The organism is Mycobacterium sp. GA-1841, from assembly GCF_001954135.1.
Classification (GTDB): domain Bacteria; phylum Actinomycetota; class Actinomycetes; order Mycobacteriales; family Mycobacteriaceae; genus Mycobacterium.
Map to the genome: position 1 here is coordinate 197,192 of NZ_MBEQ01000024.1, position 19,840 is coordinate 217,031.

General features: G+C 66.7%; 17 protein-coding genes. 6 read left to right on the forward strand and 11 right to left on the reverse strand.

Features of this window, described 5'->3' with window-relative positions:
* Window positions 1–23: 23 nt before the first annotated feature.
* The 5 genes from A5740_RS07255 to A5740_RS07275 form a co-directional block, all read right to left on the reverse strand.
* Window positions 24–3,539: a DNA-directed RNA polymerase subunit beta gene (locus tag A5740_RS07255; RefSeq protein WP_076192663.1), complete on the reverse strand. Its 3,516-nt coding sequence runs from the start codon at window positions 3,537–3,539 to the stop codon at window positions 24–26.
* 489 nt (window positions 3,540–4,028) lie between these two features.
* Window positions 4,029–5,123, reverse strand: coding sequence for an ABC transporter ATP-binding protein (locus A5740_RS07260; protein WP_076192665.1), 1,095 nt, complete (start codon window positions 5,121–5,123; stop codon window positions 4,029–4,031).
* Between the two features lie 192 nt (window positions 5,124–5,315).
* Window positions 5,316–5,702, reverse strand: a complete 387-nt coding sequence (gene rplL, locus A5740_RS07265) for a 50S ribosomal protein L7/L12 (RefSeq protein ID WP_064932920.1) — start codon at window positions 5,700–5,702, stop codon at window positions 5,316–5,318.
* Window positions 5,703–5,783: 81 nt separating this feature from the next.
* Window positions 5,784–6,311 carry a 50S ribosomal protein L10 gene (rplJ, locus tag A5740_RS07270; RefSeq protein WP_064868596.1) on the reverse strand — a complete coding sequence of 176 codons (528 nt, stop codon included), beginning with the start codon at window positions 6,309–6,311 and terminating at the stop codon, window positions 5,784–5,786.
* Window positions 6,312–6,561: 250 nt separating this feature from the next.
* Window positions 6,562–7,017, reverse strand: a complete 456-nt coding sequence (locus A5740_RS07275; RefSeq protein WP_076192906.1) for a DUF1772 domain-containing protein — start codon at window positions 7,015–7,017, stop codon at window positions 6,562–6,564.
* Window positions 7,018–7,092: 75 nt separating this feature from the next.
* Here A5740_RS07275 and A5740_RS07280 point away from each other — a divergent pair, with 75 nt between their 5' ends.
* A complete protein-coding gene (locus A5740_RS07280) occupies window positions 7,093–7,521 on the forward strand; it encodes a helix-turn-helix domain-containing protein (RefSeq protein WP_076192666.1) in 429 nt (142 codons plus the stop codon).
* Here A5740_RS07280 and A5740_RS07285 read toward each other — a convergent pair.
* Genes A5740_RS07285 through A5740_RS07300 form a run of 4 tightly spaced genes read right to left on the reverse strand, consistent with a single transcriptional unit; the run spans window position 7,422 to window position 13,867 of the window.
* The gene (locus A5740_RS07285) at window positions 7,422–8,318 is read right to left on the reverse strand and encodes an ROK family protein (protein ID WP_076192668.1); all 897 of its coding nucleotides are present in this window, start codon (window positions 8,316–8,318) and stop codon (window positions 7,422–7,424) included. The genes A5740_RS07280 and A5740_RS07285 overlap by 100 nt on opposite strands.
* Before the next feature lie 12 nt (window positions 8,319–8,330).
* Window positions 8,331–8,948: a malonyl CoA-ACP transacylase gene (locus tag A5740_RS07290; protein ID WP_076192670.1), complete on the reverse strand. Its 618-nt coding sequence runs from the start codon at window positions 8,946–8,948 to the stop codon at window positions 8,331–8,333.
* Window positions 8,945–13,090: an NEW3 domain-containing protein gene (locus tag A5740_RS07295; RefSeq protein ID WP_076192671.1), complete on the reverse strand. Its 4,146-nt coding sequence runs from the start codon at window positions 13,088–13,090 to the stop codon at window positions 8,945–8,947. The genes A5740_RS07290 and A5740_RS07295 overlap by 4 nt, the downstream gene beginning before the upstream one ends.
* Before the next feature lie 9 nt (window positions 13,091–13,099).
* The gene (locus tag A5740_RS07300; protein ID WP_076192673.1) at window positions 13,100–13,867 is read right to left on the reverse strand and encodes an endonuclease/exonuclease/phosphatase family protein; all 768 of its coding nucleotides are present in this window, start codon (window positions 13,865–13,867) and stop codon (window positions 13,100–13,102) included.
* 40 nt (window positions 13,868–13,907) lie between these two features.
* Here A5740_RS07300 and A5740_RS07305 point away from each other — a divergent pair, with 40 nt between their 5' ends.
* Window positions 13,908–14,480: a hypothetical protein gene (locus A5740_RS07305; RefSeq protein ID WP_076192675.1), complete on the forward strand. Its 573-nt coding sequence runs from the start codon at window positions 13,908–13,910 to the stop codon at window positions 14,478–14,480.
* A 55-nt stretch (window positions 14,481–14,535) separates the two neighbouring features.
* Here the strand turns inward: A5740_RS07305 and A5740_RS07310 are convergent, their stop codons facing one another.
* Window positions 14,536–15,501: a YafY family protein gene (locus A5740_RS07310; RefSeq protein WP_076192676.1), complete on the reverse strand. Its 966-nt coding sequence runs from the start codon at window positions 15,499–15,501 to the stop codon at window positions 14,536–14,538.
* Between the two features lie 61 nt (window positions 15,502–15,562).
* Here A5740_RS07310 and A5740_RS07315 point away from each other — a divergent pair, with 61 nt between their 5' ends.
* Together A5740_RS07315 and A5740_RS07320 are read left to right on the forward strand one after the other, a co-directional pair.
* Window positions 15,563–16,093, forward strand: coding sequence for a DinB family protein (locus tag A5740_RS07315; protein ID WP_076192677.1), 531 nt, complete (start codon window positions 15,563–15,565; stop codon window positions 16,091–16,093).
* 3 nt (window positions 16,094–16,096) lie between these two features.
* The gene (locus A5740_RS07320) at window positions 16,097–16,696 is read left to right on the forward strand and encodes a DinB family protein (protein ID WP_076192678.1); all 600 of its coding nucleotides are present in this window, start codon (window positions 16,097–16,099) and stop codon (window positions 16,694–16,696) included.
* A gap of 13 nt (window positions 16,697–16,709) precedes the next feature.
* Here A5740_RS07320 and A5740_RS07325 read toward each other — a convergent pair whose 3' ends face one another.
* On the reverse strand, window positions 16,710–17,327 hold the full coding sequence (locus A5740_RS07325; RefSeq protein ID WP_076192680.1) for a TetR/AcrR family transcriptional regulator: 618 nt from the start codon (window positions 17,325–17,327) through the stop codon (window positions 16,710–16,712).
* A gap of 76 nt (window positions 17,328–17,403) precedes the next feature.
* Here A5740_RS07325 and A5740_RS07330 point away from each other — a divergent pair, with 76 nt between their 5' ends.
* The gene (locus A5740_RS07330) at window positions 17,404–18,411 is read left to right on the forward strand and encodes an oxygenase MpaB family protein (protein ID WP_076192681.1); all 1,008 of its coding nucleotides are present in this window, start codon (window positions 17,404–17,406) and stop codon (window positions 18,409–18,411) included.
* A gap of 52 nt (window positions 18,412–18,463) precedes the next feature.
* Entirely contained in the window at window positions 18,464–19,831 is a 1,368-nt protein-coding gene (locus A5740_RS07335) for an AarF/ABC1/UbiB kinase family protein (protein ID WP_076192683.1), read from the forward strand.
* Window positions 19,832–19,840 lie beyond the last annotated feature (9 nt).

Consider the following 19,840-nt stretch of genomic DNA (forward strand, 5'->3'; position numbering starts at 1 on the left):
TTGAAACTAAATGGCTGGCGGTCTTAGGCGAGGTCTTCGACTGAAGCGGACTCGTTGCGCGACAGGTTGATTCCCAGGTTCGCGGCAGCGCGCTCCAGGTCCTCGTCGTCACCGTCACGCATCTCGATCGCCGCGCCGTCGCTGGAGAGCACCTCAACGTTGAGGCACAGCGACTGCAGTTCCTTGAGAAGCACCTTGAACGACTCCGGGATACCGGGTTCGGGGATGTTCTCGCCCTTGACGATGGCCTCGTACACCTTGACCCGGCCGACGGTGTCGTCGGACTTGATGGTCAGCAGCTCCTGCAGGGTGTAGGCCGCGCCGTAGGCCTGCATGGCCCAACATTCCATCTCACCGAACCGCTGGCCACCGAACTGCGCCTTACCACCGAGCGGCTGCTGGGTGATCATCGAGTACGGGCCGGTGGAACGAGCGTGGATCTTGTCGTCCACCAAGTGGTGCAGCTTGAGGATGTACATGTAGCCGACCGTCACCGGGTACGGGAACGGTTCGCCACTGCGGCCGTCGAACAGCGTCGCCTTGCCGTCGGCGTTCACCATGACGTCACCGTCACGGTTCGGCAGCGTCGAGCCGAGCAGACCGGCCAGCTCCCCTTCCTGGGCACCGTCGAACACCGGGGTGCTGACGATGCTGTCGGCCGGGGCCGAGTACAGGTCCTCGGGCAGCTTGCCCGCCCAGTCCGGCGTTCCCGCGGCGACGTCGATGTTCCAGCCAGCCTTGGCCACCCACCCGAGGTGGGTTTCCAGGATCTGGCCGATGTTCATACGACGCGGCACACCGTGGGTGTTCAGGATGATGTCCACCGGGGTGCCGTCGGGCAGGAACGGCATGTCCTCGACGGGCAGGATCTTGCCGATGACGCCCTTGTTGCCGTGGCGTCCGGCGAGCTTGTCGCCATCGGAGATCTTGCGCTTCTGGGCCACGTAGACGCGGACCAGTTCGTTGACGCCGGCGGGCAGCTCGTCGTCGTCCTCACGCGAGAACACGCGGATGCCGATGACCTTGCCGGACTCACCGTGGGGCACCTTCAGCGAGGTGTCGCGAACCTCGCGGGCCTTCTCACCGAAGATGGCACGCAGCAGGCGCTCTTCCGGAGTCAGCTCGGTCTCACCCTTCGGGGTGACCTTGCCGACCAGGATGTCGCCGTCGCGGACCTCGGCACCGATGCGGACGATGCCGCGTTCGTCGAGATCGGCCAGCACCTCGTCGGAGACGTTCGGGATGTCCCGGGTGATCTCCTCGGCGCCCAGCTTGGTGTCGCGGGCATCGATCTCGTGCTCTTCGATGTGAATCGAGGTGAGCACGTCCTCTTCAACCAGGCGGTTGGACAGGATGATCGCGTCCTCGTAGTTGTGGCCTTCCCACGGCATGATCGCCACGAGCAGGTTCTTGCCCAGGGCCATCTCACCGTTCTCGGTGCACGGACCGTCGGCGACGACCTGGCCGGCCTCGACACGCTGCCCGGCGTCCACGATCGGACGCTGGTTGGCGCACGTGCCGTGGTTGGACCGGGCGAACTTGCGCATCCGGTAGGTGTGCCGGGAGCCGTCGTCGGCCATCACGGTGATGTAGTCGGCCGAGACCTCCTCGACGACGCCCGCCTTCTCCGAGACGATGACATCGCCGGCGTCGATCGCGGCGCGCAGCTCCATACCGGTACCGACCAGCGGGGCCTCGCTGCGCACCAGCGGAACCGCCTGGCGCTGCATGTTGGCACCCATCAGGGCGCGGTTGGCGTCGTCGTGCTCGAGGAACGGGATCATCGCGGTCGCGACAGAGACCATCTGGCGCGGGGAGACGTCCATGTAGTCGACGTCGGACGGGGCCACGTTCTCGACCTCGCCGCCCTTACGACGAACCATCACGCGGTCCTCGGTGAACCGGCCGTCGGCGTCGATCGGCGAGTTGGCCTGCGCCACGACGTGGCGGTCCTCCTCGTCGGCGGTCAGGTAGTCGATCTGGTCGGTGACGACACCGTCGGCCACCTTCCGATACGGCGTCTCGATGAAGCCGAACGGGTTGACCCGGGCGTACACCGACAGCGAGCCGATCAGACCGATGTTCGGGCCCTCAGGGGTCTCGATCGGGCACATGCGGCCGTAGTGGCTGGGGTGCACGTCGCGGACCTCAAGGCCGGCGCGCTCACGGGACAGACCACCCGGGCCCAGCGCCGACAGACGACGCTTGTGGGTCAGACCCGACAGCGGGTTGTTCTGGTCCATGAACTGCGACAGCTGGCTGGTACCGAAGAACTCCTTGATCGCCGCCACGACGGGACGGATGTTGATCAGGGTCTGCGGCGTGATCGCCTCGACGTCCTGGGTGGTCATGCGCTCACGCACGACGCGCTCCATGCGGGACAGGCCCACGCGGATCTGGTTCTGGATCAGCTCACCCACGGTGCGCAGACGGCGGTTGCCGAAGTGGTCGATGTCGTCCACCTCGACCGGGACCTCGACGCCACCCGGAACGGTCATCGAGGTCTGGCCCTCGTGCAGGCGCACCAGGTACTCGATGGTCGCGACGACGTCTTCCTCGGTCAGCGTGTTCGAGGACGACTGCACGGGCTTGTCCATGTTCAAGCCCAGCTTCTTGTTGACCTTGTAGCGGCCGACGCGGGCCAGGTCGTAGCGCTTCTCCTTGAAGAACAGGTTCTCCAGCAGGGTCTGCGCGGACTCCTTGGTCGGCGGCTCGCCCGGACGCAGCTTGCGGTAGATGTCCAGCAGCGCCTCGTCGGGACCGGCGGTGCTGTCCTTCTCCAGGGTGCCCATCATGATCTCGGAGAAGCCGAAGCGCTCGGTGATCTGCTCGTTGGTCCAGCCCAGCGCCTTGAGCAGCACGGTGACCGGCTGACGGCGCTTACGGTCGATGCGCACGCCGACGGTGTCGCGCTTGTCGACGTCGAATTCCAGCCACGCGCCGCGGCCGGGGATCACCTTGACGCTGTGCAGCGTCTTCTCGGTGGACTTGTCGATGCTCTCGTCGAAGTACACACCGGGAGAGCGCACGAGCTGGCTCACCACGACACGCTCGGTGCCGTTGATGATGAAGGTGCCCTTCTCGGTCATCATCGGGAAGTCACCCATGAAGACCGTCTGGCTCTTGATCTCGCCGGTGTTGTTGTTGATGAACTCGGCCGTGACGAACAGCGGGGCCGCGTACGTCATGTCCTTGTCTTTGCACTCGTCGACGGGCGCCTTGACCTCATCGAAGCGCGGATCAGAGAAGCTCAGCGACATCGAGCCCGAGAAGTCCTCGATCGGAGACAGCTCTTCGAGAACCTCTTCGAGGCCGCCCTTGGGGTCGGTCTCGCCGCGGTCGACGGCCTTCTGGCGCCACGAGTCGGCGCCGACGAGCCAATCGAAGGAATCGGTCTGAACGTCGAGTAGCCCCGGAACCTCAAGCGGTTCACGGAGCTTGGCAAATGAAACTCGGTTCGGTGCTCCTGGGACGGAGTTATTGGTGTTAGCGTTCGCTGTGCTCTGGCTAGAGACTGCCAAGATGCATCCTTCCAGCACCTCATGCGACTTTTGAAAAGGCCAGCAAGAGCCGTCCTTCCGGGCCGCGATTCTGCGTCGGTTCGGCTGGCTATTTCCTGCTTCAGCCCGTCCAAAAACCCATACGCACGGCACTCAGGACTAGGTGCTGAGCAACGCTCAGGCTAGAACGACGATGTGCAGGTCAGGTGAGATGGGCAGGATGCAGCCAGCGCAACGTCCAACGATAGCGCACGTCCGCCACTTATTCAACGAGCATTCCTCAACCACCACACATCCACTGCATGAGACGGGTCACTCGGCGCTGGCTGGCATCCCTGAACCCTTCACACATTCTGCCCAACAGATTGGCCTGTCCGTGGCCTTCCGTCAAGGGGTGACGCGCGGTTTGGTGCGGCGAACCCTGCGCTGAACCGCAGCTCACGCAAGCGTCGGCTGCACGTATACGGCGACTCCTGTCTACGACACAAATCAGGCCGGACCCTTGGGGTCCGGCCTGATTGCTGAAACTCAGTTCTGCTGCGTCTGCTGCGGTACTTCGATGACGCCGGTCGGGGCGTCATCCTCGACCACCCGGTGGTGGCGCGTGGTCGGCTCATCGCCGAACTCGTGCGTCGCGTACTTGTGGGTGCCGTCTAGGTCGTCGAGGATCGCGGCCTGGGCGGCCGGCGGCAGGGTGTGCAGGATCTCGCGCACCCGGGCCTGACGACGGGCCACGCCCTGACGCTCGGGCATACCCGGGGTCGCGGTGAGCTGCGGCGGCACGCCCTCGATCTCCTCGACACCACCGTCGTGCTGGCCGGCATCCAACATCGCCTGCTCGGCGGCCGCGGTCGCCTCGTCCTTCTCCTCGGACATGCCGATCGGGCCGATCCGACGACCGTTGAGGAACTGCTTGACGACGGGCTCCTCACTGGTCAGCAGCACCTCACGGGGGCCGAACATGACCAGCTGCTTGCGGAACAGCATGCCGATGTTGTCCGGCACCGTACGGGCGATGTTGATGTTGTGCGTCACGATCAGCACCGTCGCGTCGATCTGGGCGTTGATGTCGATCAGCAGCTGACTCAGATAGGCGGTACGCACCGGGTCCAGACCGGAGTCCGGCTCGTCACACAGGATGATCTGCGGGTCGAGCACCAGGGCGCGGGCCAGGCCGGCACGCTTGCGCATACCGCCGGAGATCTCACCGGGGAACTTGTGCCCGTCATTGGGCATACCGACGAGCTCGAGCTTCTCCATCACGATGTTGCGGATTTCGCTCTCGCTCTTCTTCGTGTGCTCACGCAACGGGAAGGCGGTGTTGTCATAGATGTTCATCGAGCCGAACAGCGCGCCGTCCTGGAACAGCACGCCGAACAGGGTCCGGATCTCGTAGAGTTCCTTGGCCGAGCACTCCAGGATGTTGGTGCCGTCGATGATGATCTCGCCGCGCTCGGGGCGCAGCAGGCCGATCAGAGACTTCAGGAACACCGACTTACCGGTACCCGACGGACCCAGCAGCACACTGACCTCGCCGGCGGGGATCGACATCGTGACGTCTTCCCAGATCTTTGACGATCCGAAAGATTTACTCAGCCCCGTCACATCGATTTGGACGCCCATCAAAGATCCTTCCGCCTACGGCTCACCCCGCCACCTGCTGCGGCCTGTGGCTTGAGTCACCATAGCGCACGGCGTACCACCCACACGTGCTTGTCCCTATATACCCGGTGCACTTTCAGACCAATCGTGCGTGAACAGCAAAGAACCCCCGAATCCGGGAGGATTCGGGGGTTCGTGCGGTCCAGTTGTGGACTACTTGACGGTGACGCTGGCGCCGGCGGCCTCGAGCTTGGCCTTGGCGTCCTCGGCGGCTTCCTTGGAGACCTTCTCCAGCAGCGGCTTGGGAGCGCCGTCGACCAGATCCTTGGCTTCCTTCAGGCCCAGGCCGGAGACGATCTCGCGGACGACCTTGATGACGCCGATCTTCTTGTCGCCGGCACCCTCGAGGATGACGTCGAACTCGGACTGCTCCTCGGCGGCCTCGGCGGCGGCCGGGGCGGCACCCGCGGCGGCAACGGCGACCGGAGCGGCAGCGGTGACCTCGAAGACCTCTTCGAACTGCTTCACGAACTCAGAGAGCTCCAGCAGGGTCATTTCCTTGAAAGCGTCGAGCAGTTCGTCGGTGGACAGCTTGGCCATGTTTATGGTCCTTCCTGATTTTTCTTACAGATGTTGGGTGGTTTGTGCGGTTGCGGTTACGCGACAGCGGTTGAGCAGCTACTACGCCGCCTCTTCGGCAGCCTTCTTCTCCTGCAGCGCCGCGGCGAGGCGGGCCACCTGAGAAGCGGGAGCGTTGAACAGGCCGGCAGCCTTGGACAGGTTGCCCTTCATGGCACCTGCCAGCTTGGCGAGCAGAACCTCGCGCGACTCGAGGTCGGCGATCTTCTCGACCTCGGCCACGGACAGCGCCTTGCCGTCCATGTAGCCGCCCTTGATGACGAGCGCCTTGTTGTCCTTGGCGAACTTCTTGATCGCCTTGGCGGCGTCAACGGGCTCACCCTGGACGAACGCGATCGCCGTGGGACCGGCGAACAGCTCGTCGAGACCTTCAATGCCGGCTTCCGACGCAGCGCGCTTCACCAGAGTGTTCTTGGCGACGGTGTACGTGGCGGAGGCGCCGAGGGAACGACGCAGCTCAGCCAGGTTCGCCACGGTCAGCCCGCGGTACTCGGTGACGACGGTGGCCGTCGACGCCTTGAACTGCTCGGCAATGTCGGCAACCGCCGTGGCTTTGTCAGCCTTGGCCATGCATGCCTCCTTGTGGTGGGTATCGGGCGCTCCACCAACTTGGGGCCGTGAAATGACGAACGCCCCGACGCAGACAGGTCGGGGCGCAGAAATAACCAATACAAAACTGGTCTAGCCTCGTCCTCCTGCGTGGGCCGCCGGGTCTCTGATGAGCCGCTTGCGCGAAGAACAACAGACACTTCCCGGACCTTCAACCTATTGCTAGGTGACCGACGGTCTTCGGTGGAACGCGACCAGAGTAGCCGAACACCTACCAATCAGCCAAAACGGTCAGCACCAGCAACACGAACGCCGCTGCAAGCAGGCCGACCCGCACCCAATGCAGTCGATCCCAGCGCCGGGCCAGTTCGTGAAATTGCCCTGGGTCCTCACCTGCGTCGTCACCACCGAATCCGGCGGCGACACGGTTGTTGATCGGCACCAGCACGGTGACGCTCAGGACCATGACCAGCACCATCATCACCACTGCCGTGACGAGCAACGGCCCCGGACTGAGCACCGTGGCAGCGATCAGCAATGCCGTCGACGCCATGTACCAGAACGGCATCGCGGTCCCGAGGGTCTTGGCGCCGGTGCCGCGGGCCTGCCGATAGGCGGTGTCGGGCAGGCGCTGCAGGATCGGGTTCGTGAAGGCGGCGACACCGAACTCGACGCCTAGCAGCGGGCCGGTGATGATCACCGCAACGATCTGCACGATTTCTTCCATGTCATCCAGGCTGGTCACTATGCTGACAAAAAACAAGGTACTGACAAATTAGTCAGCTCACGAAGGGCCGGAACCGTGGCGGTTTCCAAGAAAGAGATCGGCGAGTGCCCGATCGACGCGACGTTGTCGGTGATCGACGGCCGCTGGAAGGGGACCATCCTGTGGCGGCTGGCCGATGGGCCGATGCGCACCGCCGAACTGCGGCGCAGCATTCCCGACATCACCGAGCGGATGCTGATCCGGCATCTGCACGATCTGGTCGACGCCGGGATCATCGATCGCCATGACGCGGGGACGGTGCCGCCCTGCGTGCACTACTCGATCTCCGACTACGGCATGACACTGGCGCCGGTTTTGCAGGCGTTGTGCGACTGGGGCCGAAGCCACATCCAAAAGCAGCGCAATCAGCCGCGGGCCAGGGCGGCCGCACCCACCAGGCCGGCATCGCCGCCGAGTTCGGCGGCGACCACTCGCAGTCCGCGCAGGAAGTCCAGTCCGGCGTAATGCGCCAACGCTTCCTGTAGCGGGCCGAACAGCAATGGCCCGGACTTGGCCACTCCCCCGCCGACCACCACGAGGTCCAGGTCGCACACCGCGGCCACCGAGGCGATCGTCGCCGCCACGGCGCGTGCACCCCGGGCAAAGGCTCTGAGCGCCAACGAATCTCCGTGGACGGCCGCATCCCCCAGCGCCTTGGCGTCAGTACCGGTCCACCCTTGTCGCCGGGCCCACCGCACCATGCTGGGCCCCGATGCGACCGTCTCGACACAGCCGCGCCCACCGCACGTGCACGGCTCGTCACCGTCCGGATCGACGACGACGTGGCCGACGTGCCCCGCGTTGCCGGTGCGGCCGTCATACGGCATCCCGTCGAGGACCAGGCCGCCACCAACTCCGGTCGACACCACCATGCCGAGAAGAAATTGCGCGCCCCGGCCCGCACCGCGCCATTGCTCCCCCAGCGCCATACACAGCCCGTCGCCGCCGAGTCGTACCGGCAACCGCGTCGCCGCCCGCACCCGCTCGACGAGCGGAAAGTCCTGCCACGCCGGGATGTTGATCGGGCTGACGGTGCCGGCCGGCAGGTCGATCGGTCCGGCCGAGGCGACGCCGACGCCGACGGCCGCGCCCCCGGCCACCCGCCCAGTCTCGGCAAGCAACGTCTCGACCACCGTCCACACGGCCTCCGCATCTCCGTCGGGAGTGGGCAGTTCAGCCCGATGGACCAGTGCGCCGTCCGGGTCGACCAGGCCGGCGGCGATCTTGGTGCCGCCGATATCGAGGGCCGCGGTGAGTGTCATGCCGGGCCACCTTCAGTGTTTGTGCGTGTTGTCGGGTTGGCGAGGGTCACCGGGATGTTCGTAGCCGGGGGCGAGTTCCACCACTGCCGCGCAGCGCCCGTCGAGCCACCGCCGGAATTCCTGCCTGCCGGCAGCCGCGCGCAGGTGCGACGCGATCTGGTCGCGGACCGCTTCCAGTGACGGTGTGACGGGCGGGGCGTGCCAACCGTGGGGACCGCTGTCCGCGGCGGCGAAGCGCAGTGGGTTCCTGGCGTGATAGGCCGTCACGTCGGCATCCGAAACATTCACCGCTGCAGTCACTTCGGCAAATACCGCACGTGCGAGCGAGGTGCCCAGCACCGCCGCGGCGATGCTGCCGATCTCCAACCGGGCCGCGGTGTCGGGTAGCACCGTCTCCAGCGCCGGTGCACCCTCGGCGGTCAGGCCGCGCACCGCCGCCTCGCCGGCCACGACACGTTCGGCGGTGACCAGCTGCGTGAGCCAGCGGCGCAACTGGCGGCCCTCGCTGGTGCCGGGCCGGGGCAGCGCCGCGGCCCGGTTTCCAGCCCGCAGCGCGGCTTCCCGATCGTCGATTTCCTTGATCGACACGGCTTTTCCGGCCACCTGCGCCGCCCATGCCGACTGGTTCATCGCACCGTCACCTTGACTGCCGGCGAATAGATCAGCCGACCGGCACACCCCACCCGGATCAGTGCCCACCACTGCCCCGGCTCGAGCCACCGTGGCGGCGCGACCTCGAACACGATCTCGGCGGTGCCACCCGCGGGGATCTCGGTGCCCACGGCAGCCGGCCCGATCCACTCCCAGGTGCCCCAGGGGCTGAGCACATGGGCCTCGGCGGAGAGGCTGCTGTGCGCGTCGGTGCCGATCGTGACCGACAGCTGCGCGGTCTCGCCCGCTGTGACGTCGACGGCCTGCGGCTCGGATATCAGGTTGAGCACGTGGTGTCCCGGTGCATCGATCGTCACGACGCAGACGTCCTCGACCACCTGCCGCCACGACGGCGGCAAGGCTTCCGAGCCGCTGCCGGTCACCGAGAGTTCGGCGCGCAACGGGTACAGCCCGGGCCCGGCGGCGGCCGGGATGCTCAGCACCACATCGGTTTCCAGATACTCGCAGGGTGGCAGCACATAGGGCAGTTCGGTCGGCTGCACGTTCCATCCCGCCGGCGCGTGCAATCGGACCCGGCCGTGCAGCGCGGCGTCGGTGCAGTCGCTGGCGGCGGTGAGTCGCACCGTCACGTCGGTGCCGGGTTGCGCGATGACGCCGTCGGGATGCAGGTACGCAACGGCCGGCAGACCACCCAACGGGGCCGGACCGCGGTTGTGCAGCCAGTACCGGGCGTAGAGCGGCTGGGCCGTCTCGGCTTCGGGCGCCAGCTGCTGGTGCTCGCGTCGCAGTACTTGTGGCAGGTTCAACCGGGTTGACACCGTGGCGATCTGGTAGCCGTGGAGGCTCAGGTGGGAGGGCTGGTCGGGCACCGGCTCTTCCAGCAGGTTCAGGTTCGCGGCTGTCGACACCGCGCGTAATCCGGAGCGCAGGGTCACCTCAGCGGTGTTGCCGGTGATCTCGACCAAGCGGGCAGTTATCCCGGCGGCCGGGTCGGCACTGCGCACACTGCCCGACGCCAGCGGGTTACCGGTGACTTTGAGCGCACCGAGCTGTACGACGCCGGCCGGCTCGATCTCCAGCAGCGATCCCCAGGCCGGCAGGCCGCCGGCCTCCTCGGACTCCACGACCATCGGCTGCAGCGGTCGGTTGAATTCGGCGGCGCTCGATGCCACTCCGACCGTGCGCCAATCGCCGTCACCGGTGACCAGGGCGTAGTCGAATGTGTGTGTCCAGTGCTGCAATTGGAAGTTGGAGCCGTCCGGCGCGGTGCGCCGGGGCGGGTCGATCCACGTACCCGAGGGCCAACCGGTGCAGGACCGCATGAGCGACGTGTGCAGCGTGCCGTCGGGCTCGATGGCAAAGCTCGGTACGCCGCGGTTGAGCAGCGCGACGGTGCGGTCGTCGAACGGCTGGACCGCCGACGGCGCGTCTTGGGCGACGACGATCTCGGCGTCGGCCAAGTCGTCCACCACCGCACCGAGGTCGCCGGCCAGGATCAGCACCGGCAACGCGCGCACTGCACGCAGATCGGCGCCAGGTACCCAGTGCTCGGTCAATGCGGCCGCGGCAGGTACCCACACCCGGGCCGAGCCGGTCGCCTCGAGCTGCCGTTTGACCTCGTCGGCGTAGGACACGTCGGCTTCGGCGAGAACCGCGGCAGTGAACGGGTTTTCGTCCGGGCCGCCGAGCGCGAAGCGGGTATCGGGCAGGTTCGAGTCCACGCTGAGGTCACCGTAGCGAGGTTTGTCGGCGGCACTGCAGGTCGCGGTCACCCCGGCCCGTACCAGGGCCACCATCAACTCCCGCGGGTCCACTCCCTCGGTGTCGGGGGCAATCACCTCCGCCACCGACACGGCGCGGACGTCAGAGCCGATCCGCACCCGGGCGGCAGAGGACAACCCGAACCAACCGTAGGCCGGGTTGTCCAGTGTCCACGGATGTTGTGCCGCGTCAACGGCAGTGTCGGCGGAATCGGCCGCGTGCGCGTGCATCAACCCGAACCCGCGTCCGATCACCGCGTCGCCGACCTCACTGACCGGCAGCGCCCCGGGCACCGGACACGGCCAGCGCAGCCGTACCAGCCGGTCGGCTCCGGTGAACTCGTCGATCGTGGTGCGGCAGTCCACTCGGTCCACGCCGTCCCAGAGCGTGATGATCTGGGTGTAGCGCAACAGCTCTCCGATGCGCCCGCGCACGATCACACGTTGCCCGAGCGCGCTGCGGTAGCACTGCACCGACTCGGCCGGGAAGGCCGAGGAACCCTGGACGCCGCCGGTGGGCAGCAGGTGCCAGGGGCCCTCGCCGGCCTCGGGGTGCGCCGAATATTCCTCGTAGACGGCCAGCTCGTTGCCCACAGCCCCGGCGGCGATGAGTTCGCGGCCGCCGTCGGTCAGCGAGCACACCCCGCCGCCGCGGGCCGCATCGACGCGTATCCGGTAGCGCGCAGTGGTGATCTCGGCTCCGGTCGACGGCTCCCATCCGCTGCCGGTTCCGGCGCCGAATCGGTAGGACCGCCAGCCCAGCGACGGCACGACGACGGCCCGCCAGCTGACGGTCAGCCCGTCGTGCTCGACGAGCACGGGAACCTCGTTGCCGTCGCTGTCGTACAGTGCGCCGGGAAACGGGTCGTCCAGGTGCACGGTGACGATGTCGGAGCGATTGTGCGCCACCGTGTTCCACACCACCACGGACCCGTCGACCGCCTCGGACAGCAGGCGCAGCGAATTGTCGCGCGCCGTGACGCCCAACTCCCAGGCATCACGCCAGCCGGTCAGCAGGTCGAGATAGACCTGATCGGACTCCGAGCCGGTGATCGCGTCGTGGTGCGCGCCGTAGGCCAGCTGCACCCAGGCCTTGGCCAGGGCCGCCTGCGGATAGTCGGCGCCGCCGAGGAGCCCGGCGAACACCGCGAACTTCTCGGCGTCGAGCACCGCATCCTCGGCGGCCCGGTTGGCCTGCTTGGTGTCGATGTAGGAGACGTCCTTGCCGGTGTAGATCGGGTTCATGTCCCGGGTCTGCGGCGAGGCCGCGATCCCACACGAATCGATCTCGTCACGCACCGCGGCGAAGAATTCCGATGGCAGCGCACACACGAACTTGGGCCAGGCGTATCGCGAGTTCCAGTCCCGGTGAATCTCGGTGACCCACTTGTTGGGCGGGGTGTAGTCGGTGCCGACGGGCAGTAACACGTTGCGGGTCAACGCAACCCGTTTGAGTTTGGCGAACAGGGCGTAGGTGGACTCTTCCGCGTCGGCCAGGCAGGCGGCCGAGTCCATCCACCACCCGGCCGAGTAATGCGCGGGCATGTAATGGGTCAGCAATCCGCGGCCCGACGGCGCGATCCATTCGAACTCGCTGGCGAACTGCATGCGCTCGGGATCGCCGTCGTTCTGCATCGGGCCCCATTGGTGATGCGGTCCGCGCGCCCAGGAGCTCGAGGTCAGGCCGGCGTCCGCGGCCATCCCCGGAAACTGCGGATCATGCCCGAACACGTCGAGTTGCCAGGCGGTGGCCGGCTCGGCACCCAGCACGTCGCGCTGAAAGCCCATGCCGTGCACCAAGTTCCGGATGGCGGTCTCCGGGCTGGTGAGGTTGGTGTTGGGTTCGTTGTAGGTGCCGCCCATGATCTCGACGCGGCCCTCGGCGATGAACCGGCGCAGGTCGGCCCGGTCTTCGGGGCGGGCGTCCCAGTACGGTTTGAGGTAGTCCACCTCGGCCAGTACGAACTTGTAAACCGGTTCGCGGCGAGCCATTTCCAGGTGGGCGTGGACGAGGTCGAATCCGTTGGTCTGCCGGCACTGGCCGGGCGGGTCTTCGGTCCACACGCTGGTGTAGGCGGCCTGGGTGTTCCACCACACCGGGTCGTAGTGGAAGTGGCTGATCATGTACATGGTCCAGCCGGGCTCGGCGACGGTGAACTCGAAGTCGGTCGTGTTCATCCGGGCCTGCCGGACTTCCCCCGGCACGCCGTGTTCGACGTCCACCGGGACCTCGACGGTGCCCTCGCCGGGCGCCGCGATCGCCTCTCCGGACAACCTGTCGCCGCTGATCCGCACCGGTGTCGGCGAGGTACATCCGGTGTAGCGCACCCGAACCAGCTGCCGAGGCGCATCGTCCGGCCCGGCAAACAGCTCCGTCGTCTCCACTGACGTGACGTGCATCCGAAAACCCTACGGCTTGGCGGACACCGAGATGTCGACAACCAACGCACGGTGGTCCGAGATCGCCAGGCGCGGCGCGGCGCAGGTCCCGGCGGTCAGGCTCGGATCGTCGGTGAGGATGTGGTCGAGCTGCGTCGTGGGCTCATCGGCCGGAAACGTCGGTGCGCTACCGAGAGGATGCCAGCGGCCCGGTCGGCCCGGCCCCATGTTGAGGTCGCCCATCAGCAGTCGGGGCCCGGGGAACCCGCGCAGATCCCGCACCAAGTGGCGCAGTTGTACCCGGTTCCAGTTCGGGACGAACGACAGGTGGGTGTTGGCCACGGTCATCGGTCCCAGCGGGGTGTCGACGCGGGCCACCACCGCCGCCCGCGGTTCCTCATGGATGATCCGGAACTGCCGGATTCCCGACACGTACATCGGGAATCGGAACGGAATTCGCGGCAGGCGCACCACCTGCCAGTTCTCGACCGGGTACCGCGACAGCAGGGCGATGCCGTAGGCGGCGGTGCCGGGTTGTTCGCTGCCGGTGGCGGCCATCCAGGTGGCACCGGGTGTTCCGGAGATCGCGGCGACGAACCGGTGGTTCACGGCGTTCATCGCCTCGGCGGCCACGGCGGTCAGGTCGGCCTTGCCGGAACGGGGCTGATCGCAGTCGACTTCCTGCAACGCGAGGATGTCGGCGTCCAGCTCGGCCACCGCGGCGGCCAATCGACTCAGGTCGACGTCGCCGTCGTGGACGCTTCTTCCGTGCAAGATGTTGAAAGTTGCCAGCCGCATGGGTACTCCATACCCACAACTGCATCCGACCACCAGGACGATGCCCGAGACCCCGGGATGGCACGTGCTCGATCGCAACGATGACCTGCGCGACGCGCTCAAACGCGCGGCCTCGGCATTCAAGACACATGGACCCGCCTTCGCGCTGGCGGGTAGCTACGCGCTGTGGGCCTACGGCGCACCGGAGCCGGTGCACGACGTCGATTTCGTCGTGTCCGAGACCGACGCCGAGGCGGCCGAGGTGACGCTGCGCAAGGCCGGATTCCAGATCGTGCACGTCCCCGAGGATTGGTTGTTCAAGGCCTATCCCGACGACGACGTCCTCGTCGATGTGCTCTATCAACTCAACGGGAGGTCGGTGGGACCCGAGCTGTTGGGTTCGGCCGAGGTGCTCGATGTGCTGGCGATCCGGATGCCGGTGTTACCGCCGACGGTGGTGGTGTCCGAGAAACTCCGTTCGCTCAATGAGCACCATTGCGATTTCGCCGCGCTGCTGCCGGCCGCGCGCGCGGTGCGCGAACAGGTGGACTGGGATGCGGTGCGGGTCGCGACGGCCGACAACGATTTCGCCGCGGCCTTCCTGACGCTCGTCGACCGGCTCGGCATCACCTGATTTCTCCCGCCGAGCAGACGTAAACCTGCACAATTTCGGCGGAAATTGTGCAGGTTTACGTCTGCTCGCGGGGGGAAGCGCGGTGCACGCGGGCCGCGACGGTGCGCACCGCCTCGATCACCTCGGGCGGTTCGAGCACCTCGAAGTCGTGCCCCACGGTGGCGAAGTACAACACCATCCGCTCGGGGTCGTCGGCCCCGGTGGTGACGATGCAGGCGTCGGGTCCGTCGGGTTCGACCGTGGCCGAGGCCGGTGGAAACCGTTGTGCCACAAGCTCCTGCGGCGCGAAGTAGCGCACCCGAGCGACGTAGCGGTAGGGCGAGGAGCTGATCGCCCGCCGTACATAGTCGGCCGCGTCCGGGGCCTGGCGCGGTGTGAACGTGCTGCCGCGGGCCGTCACCGCCGACATCCGGTCCAACCGCAGGGTGCGCCAGTCGGCGCGGTCGCGGTCGTGGGCCAGCAGATACCAACGCCGACCGGTGGTCACCAGTTGGTAGGGCTCCAGCCGGCGTTGTGTCCGGTTGCCCCGGATGTCGGTGTAGTCGAGGCTGACATGTTCGTGGTCGCGGCAGGCGCGGGCCAGCGTCATCAGCACATTCGGTTCGACGGGCCGGTCCGACGAGTGGGGCGCCAGGGTGACGGTCGCGTCGTGCACCGCAGCGACCTGTGAGCGCAACCGGGCGGGCATGACCTGATCGAGTTTGGACAGGGCCCGCAACGCGGATTCGCCGACGCCCGCGACGCTGCCGCCGGCGGCCAGGCGCAGACAGACGGCCATGGCGACGGCTTCGTCCGGGTCGAGCAGCAGTGGTGGGAGCGCCGCTCCGGCGCCCAGTTGGTAGCCGCCGCCGTGGCCCTTGCTGGCGTGCACGGGGTATCCGAGCTCGCGCAGTCGCTCGATGTCCCGACGGACGCTGCGGGTGGTGACGCCGAGACGGCCGGCCAACTCCGCACTGGTCCAGGCCCGACGCGATTGCAGCAGCCCGAGAAGGTGCAGCACGCGGCCGGTGGTTTCCGACATGGTCCCAGTGTCGCGCACTTTTAGGACCGAACCTGTCCTATATCCGTGCGACCGTATCCGTATGTGGACAAACCTGCTGGCCGAACAATTGGACTTCCACTGGACCCATCAGCTCCGAGGACGCCTGGACGGCCTGACCGACGAGGAGTATTTCTGGCAACCGGTACCGGACTGCTGGACGGTGCATCCCGACGGCGGTATCGATTTCAGTTACCCTGCGCCCCAACCGGAACCGTTCACCACCATCGCGTGGCGGCTGGCGCATGTGATCGTCGGTGTGTTCGCGATGCGCAACCACTCCCACTTCGGCGGACCGCCCGCCGACTACGAATCATGGCCCTATGCCACCGACGCGACGACCGCGCTGTCCCAGCTCGATGATGCCTATCGACATTGGATCGACGGGGTCCGCCGGCTCGACGACAACGATCTGAAACGTCCGTGCGGGCCGGCCGAGGGTCCCTACGGCAACGAACCGATGGCCACCCTGGTTCTGCACATCAACCGCGAAGTCATCCATCACGGTGGAGAAATCGCCTGTATCCGTGACCTTTACGCCCACACCAACACCAACACCACCGAGGAGAACTGAGCAATGCCCGGAATGCCGCCACCCGCCGCCGACGAACGCCACACCCTGATCGAATTCCTCGCCTTTCAGCAGAACGCCTTCTTCGCCGTCGCGCACGGGTTGACCGACGAGCAGGCCCGGTCGACCCCGTCGGTCAGCGCGCTGTCGGTGGGCGGCCTGATCAAGCACGTCACCGCAGTGCAGAACAGCTGGGCCGCTCGCGTCGAACATGGTCCGCAGTTTCCGCCGCCGGATCCCCGACCGTTCGAGGAGCAGGCCGCCGAGTACGCCGACATGTACGTGATGCGCGAGGACGAAACCCTGGCCGGCCTGCTCGAGGCGTTCAAGGCCCAGAATGCCGAGACACTGCGGGTTTTCGCCGAGAAGGATCTCGACACCGCCGTTCCGGTCCCCCACGACGTGCCCTGGTTCCCGCAAGATGTCGACAACTGGTCGGTGCGGTGGGTCGCCATGCACCTGACCGAGGAGCTCAGCCGACATGCCGGGCACGCCGACATCATCCGCGAATCCATCGATCGCGCAACGATGTACGAGCTGTTGGCCGCCGAGGAACAGTGGCCCGAGACCGATTGGATCAAGCGCTGGCGGCCGGCGGGAGTCTGACTAACGACCGGATCTAACTGGCGGCGCCGAGTACCAGGCGCAACGCGTAGTCCACCACGACCTCCAGATCGTCGCCGAGGTTGCCGCCCAGCCACTGCTGGGCGAGCTCGGCCATCGCCCCGGTGTACATGGCCGCGCCTACCTGCGCGGCCACCGGGTCGGAGTTCGGGCTGAGCCGACCGCCTTCGGTCAACACGGCCTCGCGCAGCAGGTCCTGGGTTGCCGCCCGTCGGGAGGCCAGGACCGGGTTGGCCCGGGCGTCGGTGAACAGCACGCGTCCCCGGCGCGGGTCGGCGGAGCTGAAGCCCAGCACGGCAGCGATTCCGGCGCGGGTCCGGGCCCGAAGGGAATCGGGGGCTGCGGTCGTCGCCGCTTCGACGTCGGCGGCCAGGGCCGCGCTGACCTCGTCGTAGACCGCGCCCAGCAGGTCGTCGGTGTCGGCGAAGCTTTCGTAGAAATACCGGGTGTTCAACCCGCATTCGCGACAGACCGAGCGCACCGAGAGCGCGGCCTCACCGCCGTCGCCGAACACCCGGTACGCCGCGTCGATCAGCAGCGCGCGGCGTTCGGCGCGGCGGTCCGTCAGCGGCACGCCGGCCCATCGCGTCGCATTGGACGCCGGGGAGGACATCGCTCAAGCTTAAGTCTGGTCACACCTGTACCCAAAATGTATTCTGGCTACAGACGTAACCAGAAAGGGGCGCGCGGTGGACATGCCACACCAAATCCTCGAGCAGATGCTGCAGCGGAAGTTCGACAAGGACGTTCGTCAGCACTACTTCCGAGGCATGGAGTTCGCCGGGCCGGCCGGCGATCCCGGTTGGTTCGGCCCCGGCAGCGCGGTCTGGCATGTGCACTCCCACACCGAGGCACTGATCTTCGGCCTGCAATGCGCGGCGTACATGGAACGGCTCGATCCCTCGATCTACTGGATGGGCATGCACCATTCGCGATTGGTCAAGCGCGATCCCGAGACCGGGATCGCGGTACCGAAGATCGACCCGCAGGGTGCGGCGGTGCGGCTGGGCCATTCCATCGCGTTTTTCATCGGCACCGCCTACGGCAACACCGAAACCGCCGAACGGGTGTCGAAGACGGTGCGCTCCATGCACCACACCATCAAGGGCACCCGCCCCGACGGCGCCGTCTATGACGCCGACGATCCGGACTGGCTGCGCTGGAACTACGCCACCGTGGTGTGGGGGCTGGCCACCGCCCACGAGATCTACCACCCGAACCCGTTGCGCGGCAAGAAACTTGACCGCTACTACGGCGAGTTCGTCCGCGTGGGACATGCCCTCGGCGGCACCGACCTGCCGAGCACCAAAGCCGAGACGCTGGACTGCCTGGAGTCCTACCTACCCAAACTCGCACTCACCCACGGTGCGGCGATGGCCACCGGATCCAATCTGCCGATGCCGCAGAGTGCGGTGGACTGGGCCATCCGCGACACCATGCCGAAATGGGCCAAGCAGCTCATCGGGCACACCGATCCGAACCCGATCGAACGGGCGGCGCGGCGCGGCATCGTGTGGTCCGTCATCAACGGTCTGCACACCGCGGCCGGCACCACACTCGAGTTCCGGCAAGCGCAGAAGCGCGTCGCCGGCGGCCTCGATCCCTTGCTGGCGCCCCACACCGAGCCCACCTACGTGCGCGGCAGCGACCCGGTTCTCAGCCGCGACGAGATCGAACACGACTTTGCGTCGGTGTGATGCACGGCACAGATGTTTTTGGCCCAACCGCGGGCTTTGAGACACTGCTGCTATGAGCACTACGCCGCCGAAAACCAAGCACCGCGAGGTCGCCAGGTTGAGCCGGGTGCCGTTGCCGGTCGAAGCCGCCCGCATCGGCGCCACCGGTTGGCAGATCACCCGAACCGGGGCCCGTGTCGCCGCCAGCATGTTCGGCCGCGGATCCCTGCAGCAGAAGATCATCAAGCAGGTGCCGCAGACTTTCTCCGACCTGGGGCCCACCTACGTCAAGTTCGGCCAGATCATCGCCTCAAGCCCGGGCGCGTTCGGTGAACCGCTGAGTCGCGAGTTCCGCAGCCTGCTCGACCGGGTGCCGCCGGCCGACACCGATGAGGTGCACAAGCTCTTCGTGGAGGAACTCGGCGACGAGCCCACGAACTTGTTCGCCACCTTCGACGAGAAGCCGTTCGCCTCGGCCTCGATCGCACAGGTGCACTACGCCACGCTGCACAGCGGCGAGGAAGTCGTGGTCAAGATCCAACGGCCGGGCATCCGCCGACGGGTTGCCGCCGATCTGCAGATCCTCAAGCGCGGCGCCCAGCTCGTCGAGTTGGCCAAGTTGGGCCGGCGGCTCTCGGCCCAGGACGTGGTCGCCGACTTCGCCGACAACCTGGCCGAGGAGCTGGACTTCCGGCTGGAGGCCCAGTCGATGGATGCGTGGGTGTCACACATGCACGCCTCACCGCTGGGTGAGAACATCCGGGTGCCGCAGGTGTACTGGGATCTGACCAGCCAGCGGGTGCTGACGATGGAGCGGGTCACCGGGGTGCGTATCGACGACGTCGCCGCGATCCGCAAGAAGGGTTTTGACGGCACCGAGCTGGTCAAGGCCCTGCTGTTCAGCGTGTTCGAGGGTGGTCTCAAGCACGGTCTTTTCCATGGCGACCTGCACGCGGGCAATTTGTACGTCGACGACGACGGCAAGGTCGTGTTCTTCGACTTCGGCATCATGGGCCGCATCGACCCGCGCACGCGCTGGCTGCTGCGGGAGCTGGTGTACGCCCTTCTCGTCAAGAAGGACCACGCCGCGGCAGGCAAGATCGTGGTGCTGATGGGGGCCGTGGGGACGGTGAAACCCGAAGGTCAGGCCGCCAAGGATCTGGAAGCGTTTGCCACCCCCCTGACCATGAAGTCGCTGGGCGATATGTCCTACGCCGAAATCGGCAAGCAGCTCTCCGCGCTGGCCGACGCCTACGACGTCAAGCTGCCCCGGGAATTGGTGCTGATCGGCAAGCAGTTCCTCTACGTCGAGCGCTACATGAAGTTGTTGGCGCCGAAGTGGCAGATGATGAACGATCCGCAGCTCACCGGCTACTTCGCGAATTTCATGGTGGACATCAGCCGGGAGCACAAGGACGCCGATGCCGGAATCGAGGACTGAGTGGCCGGC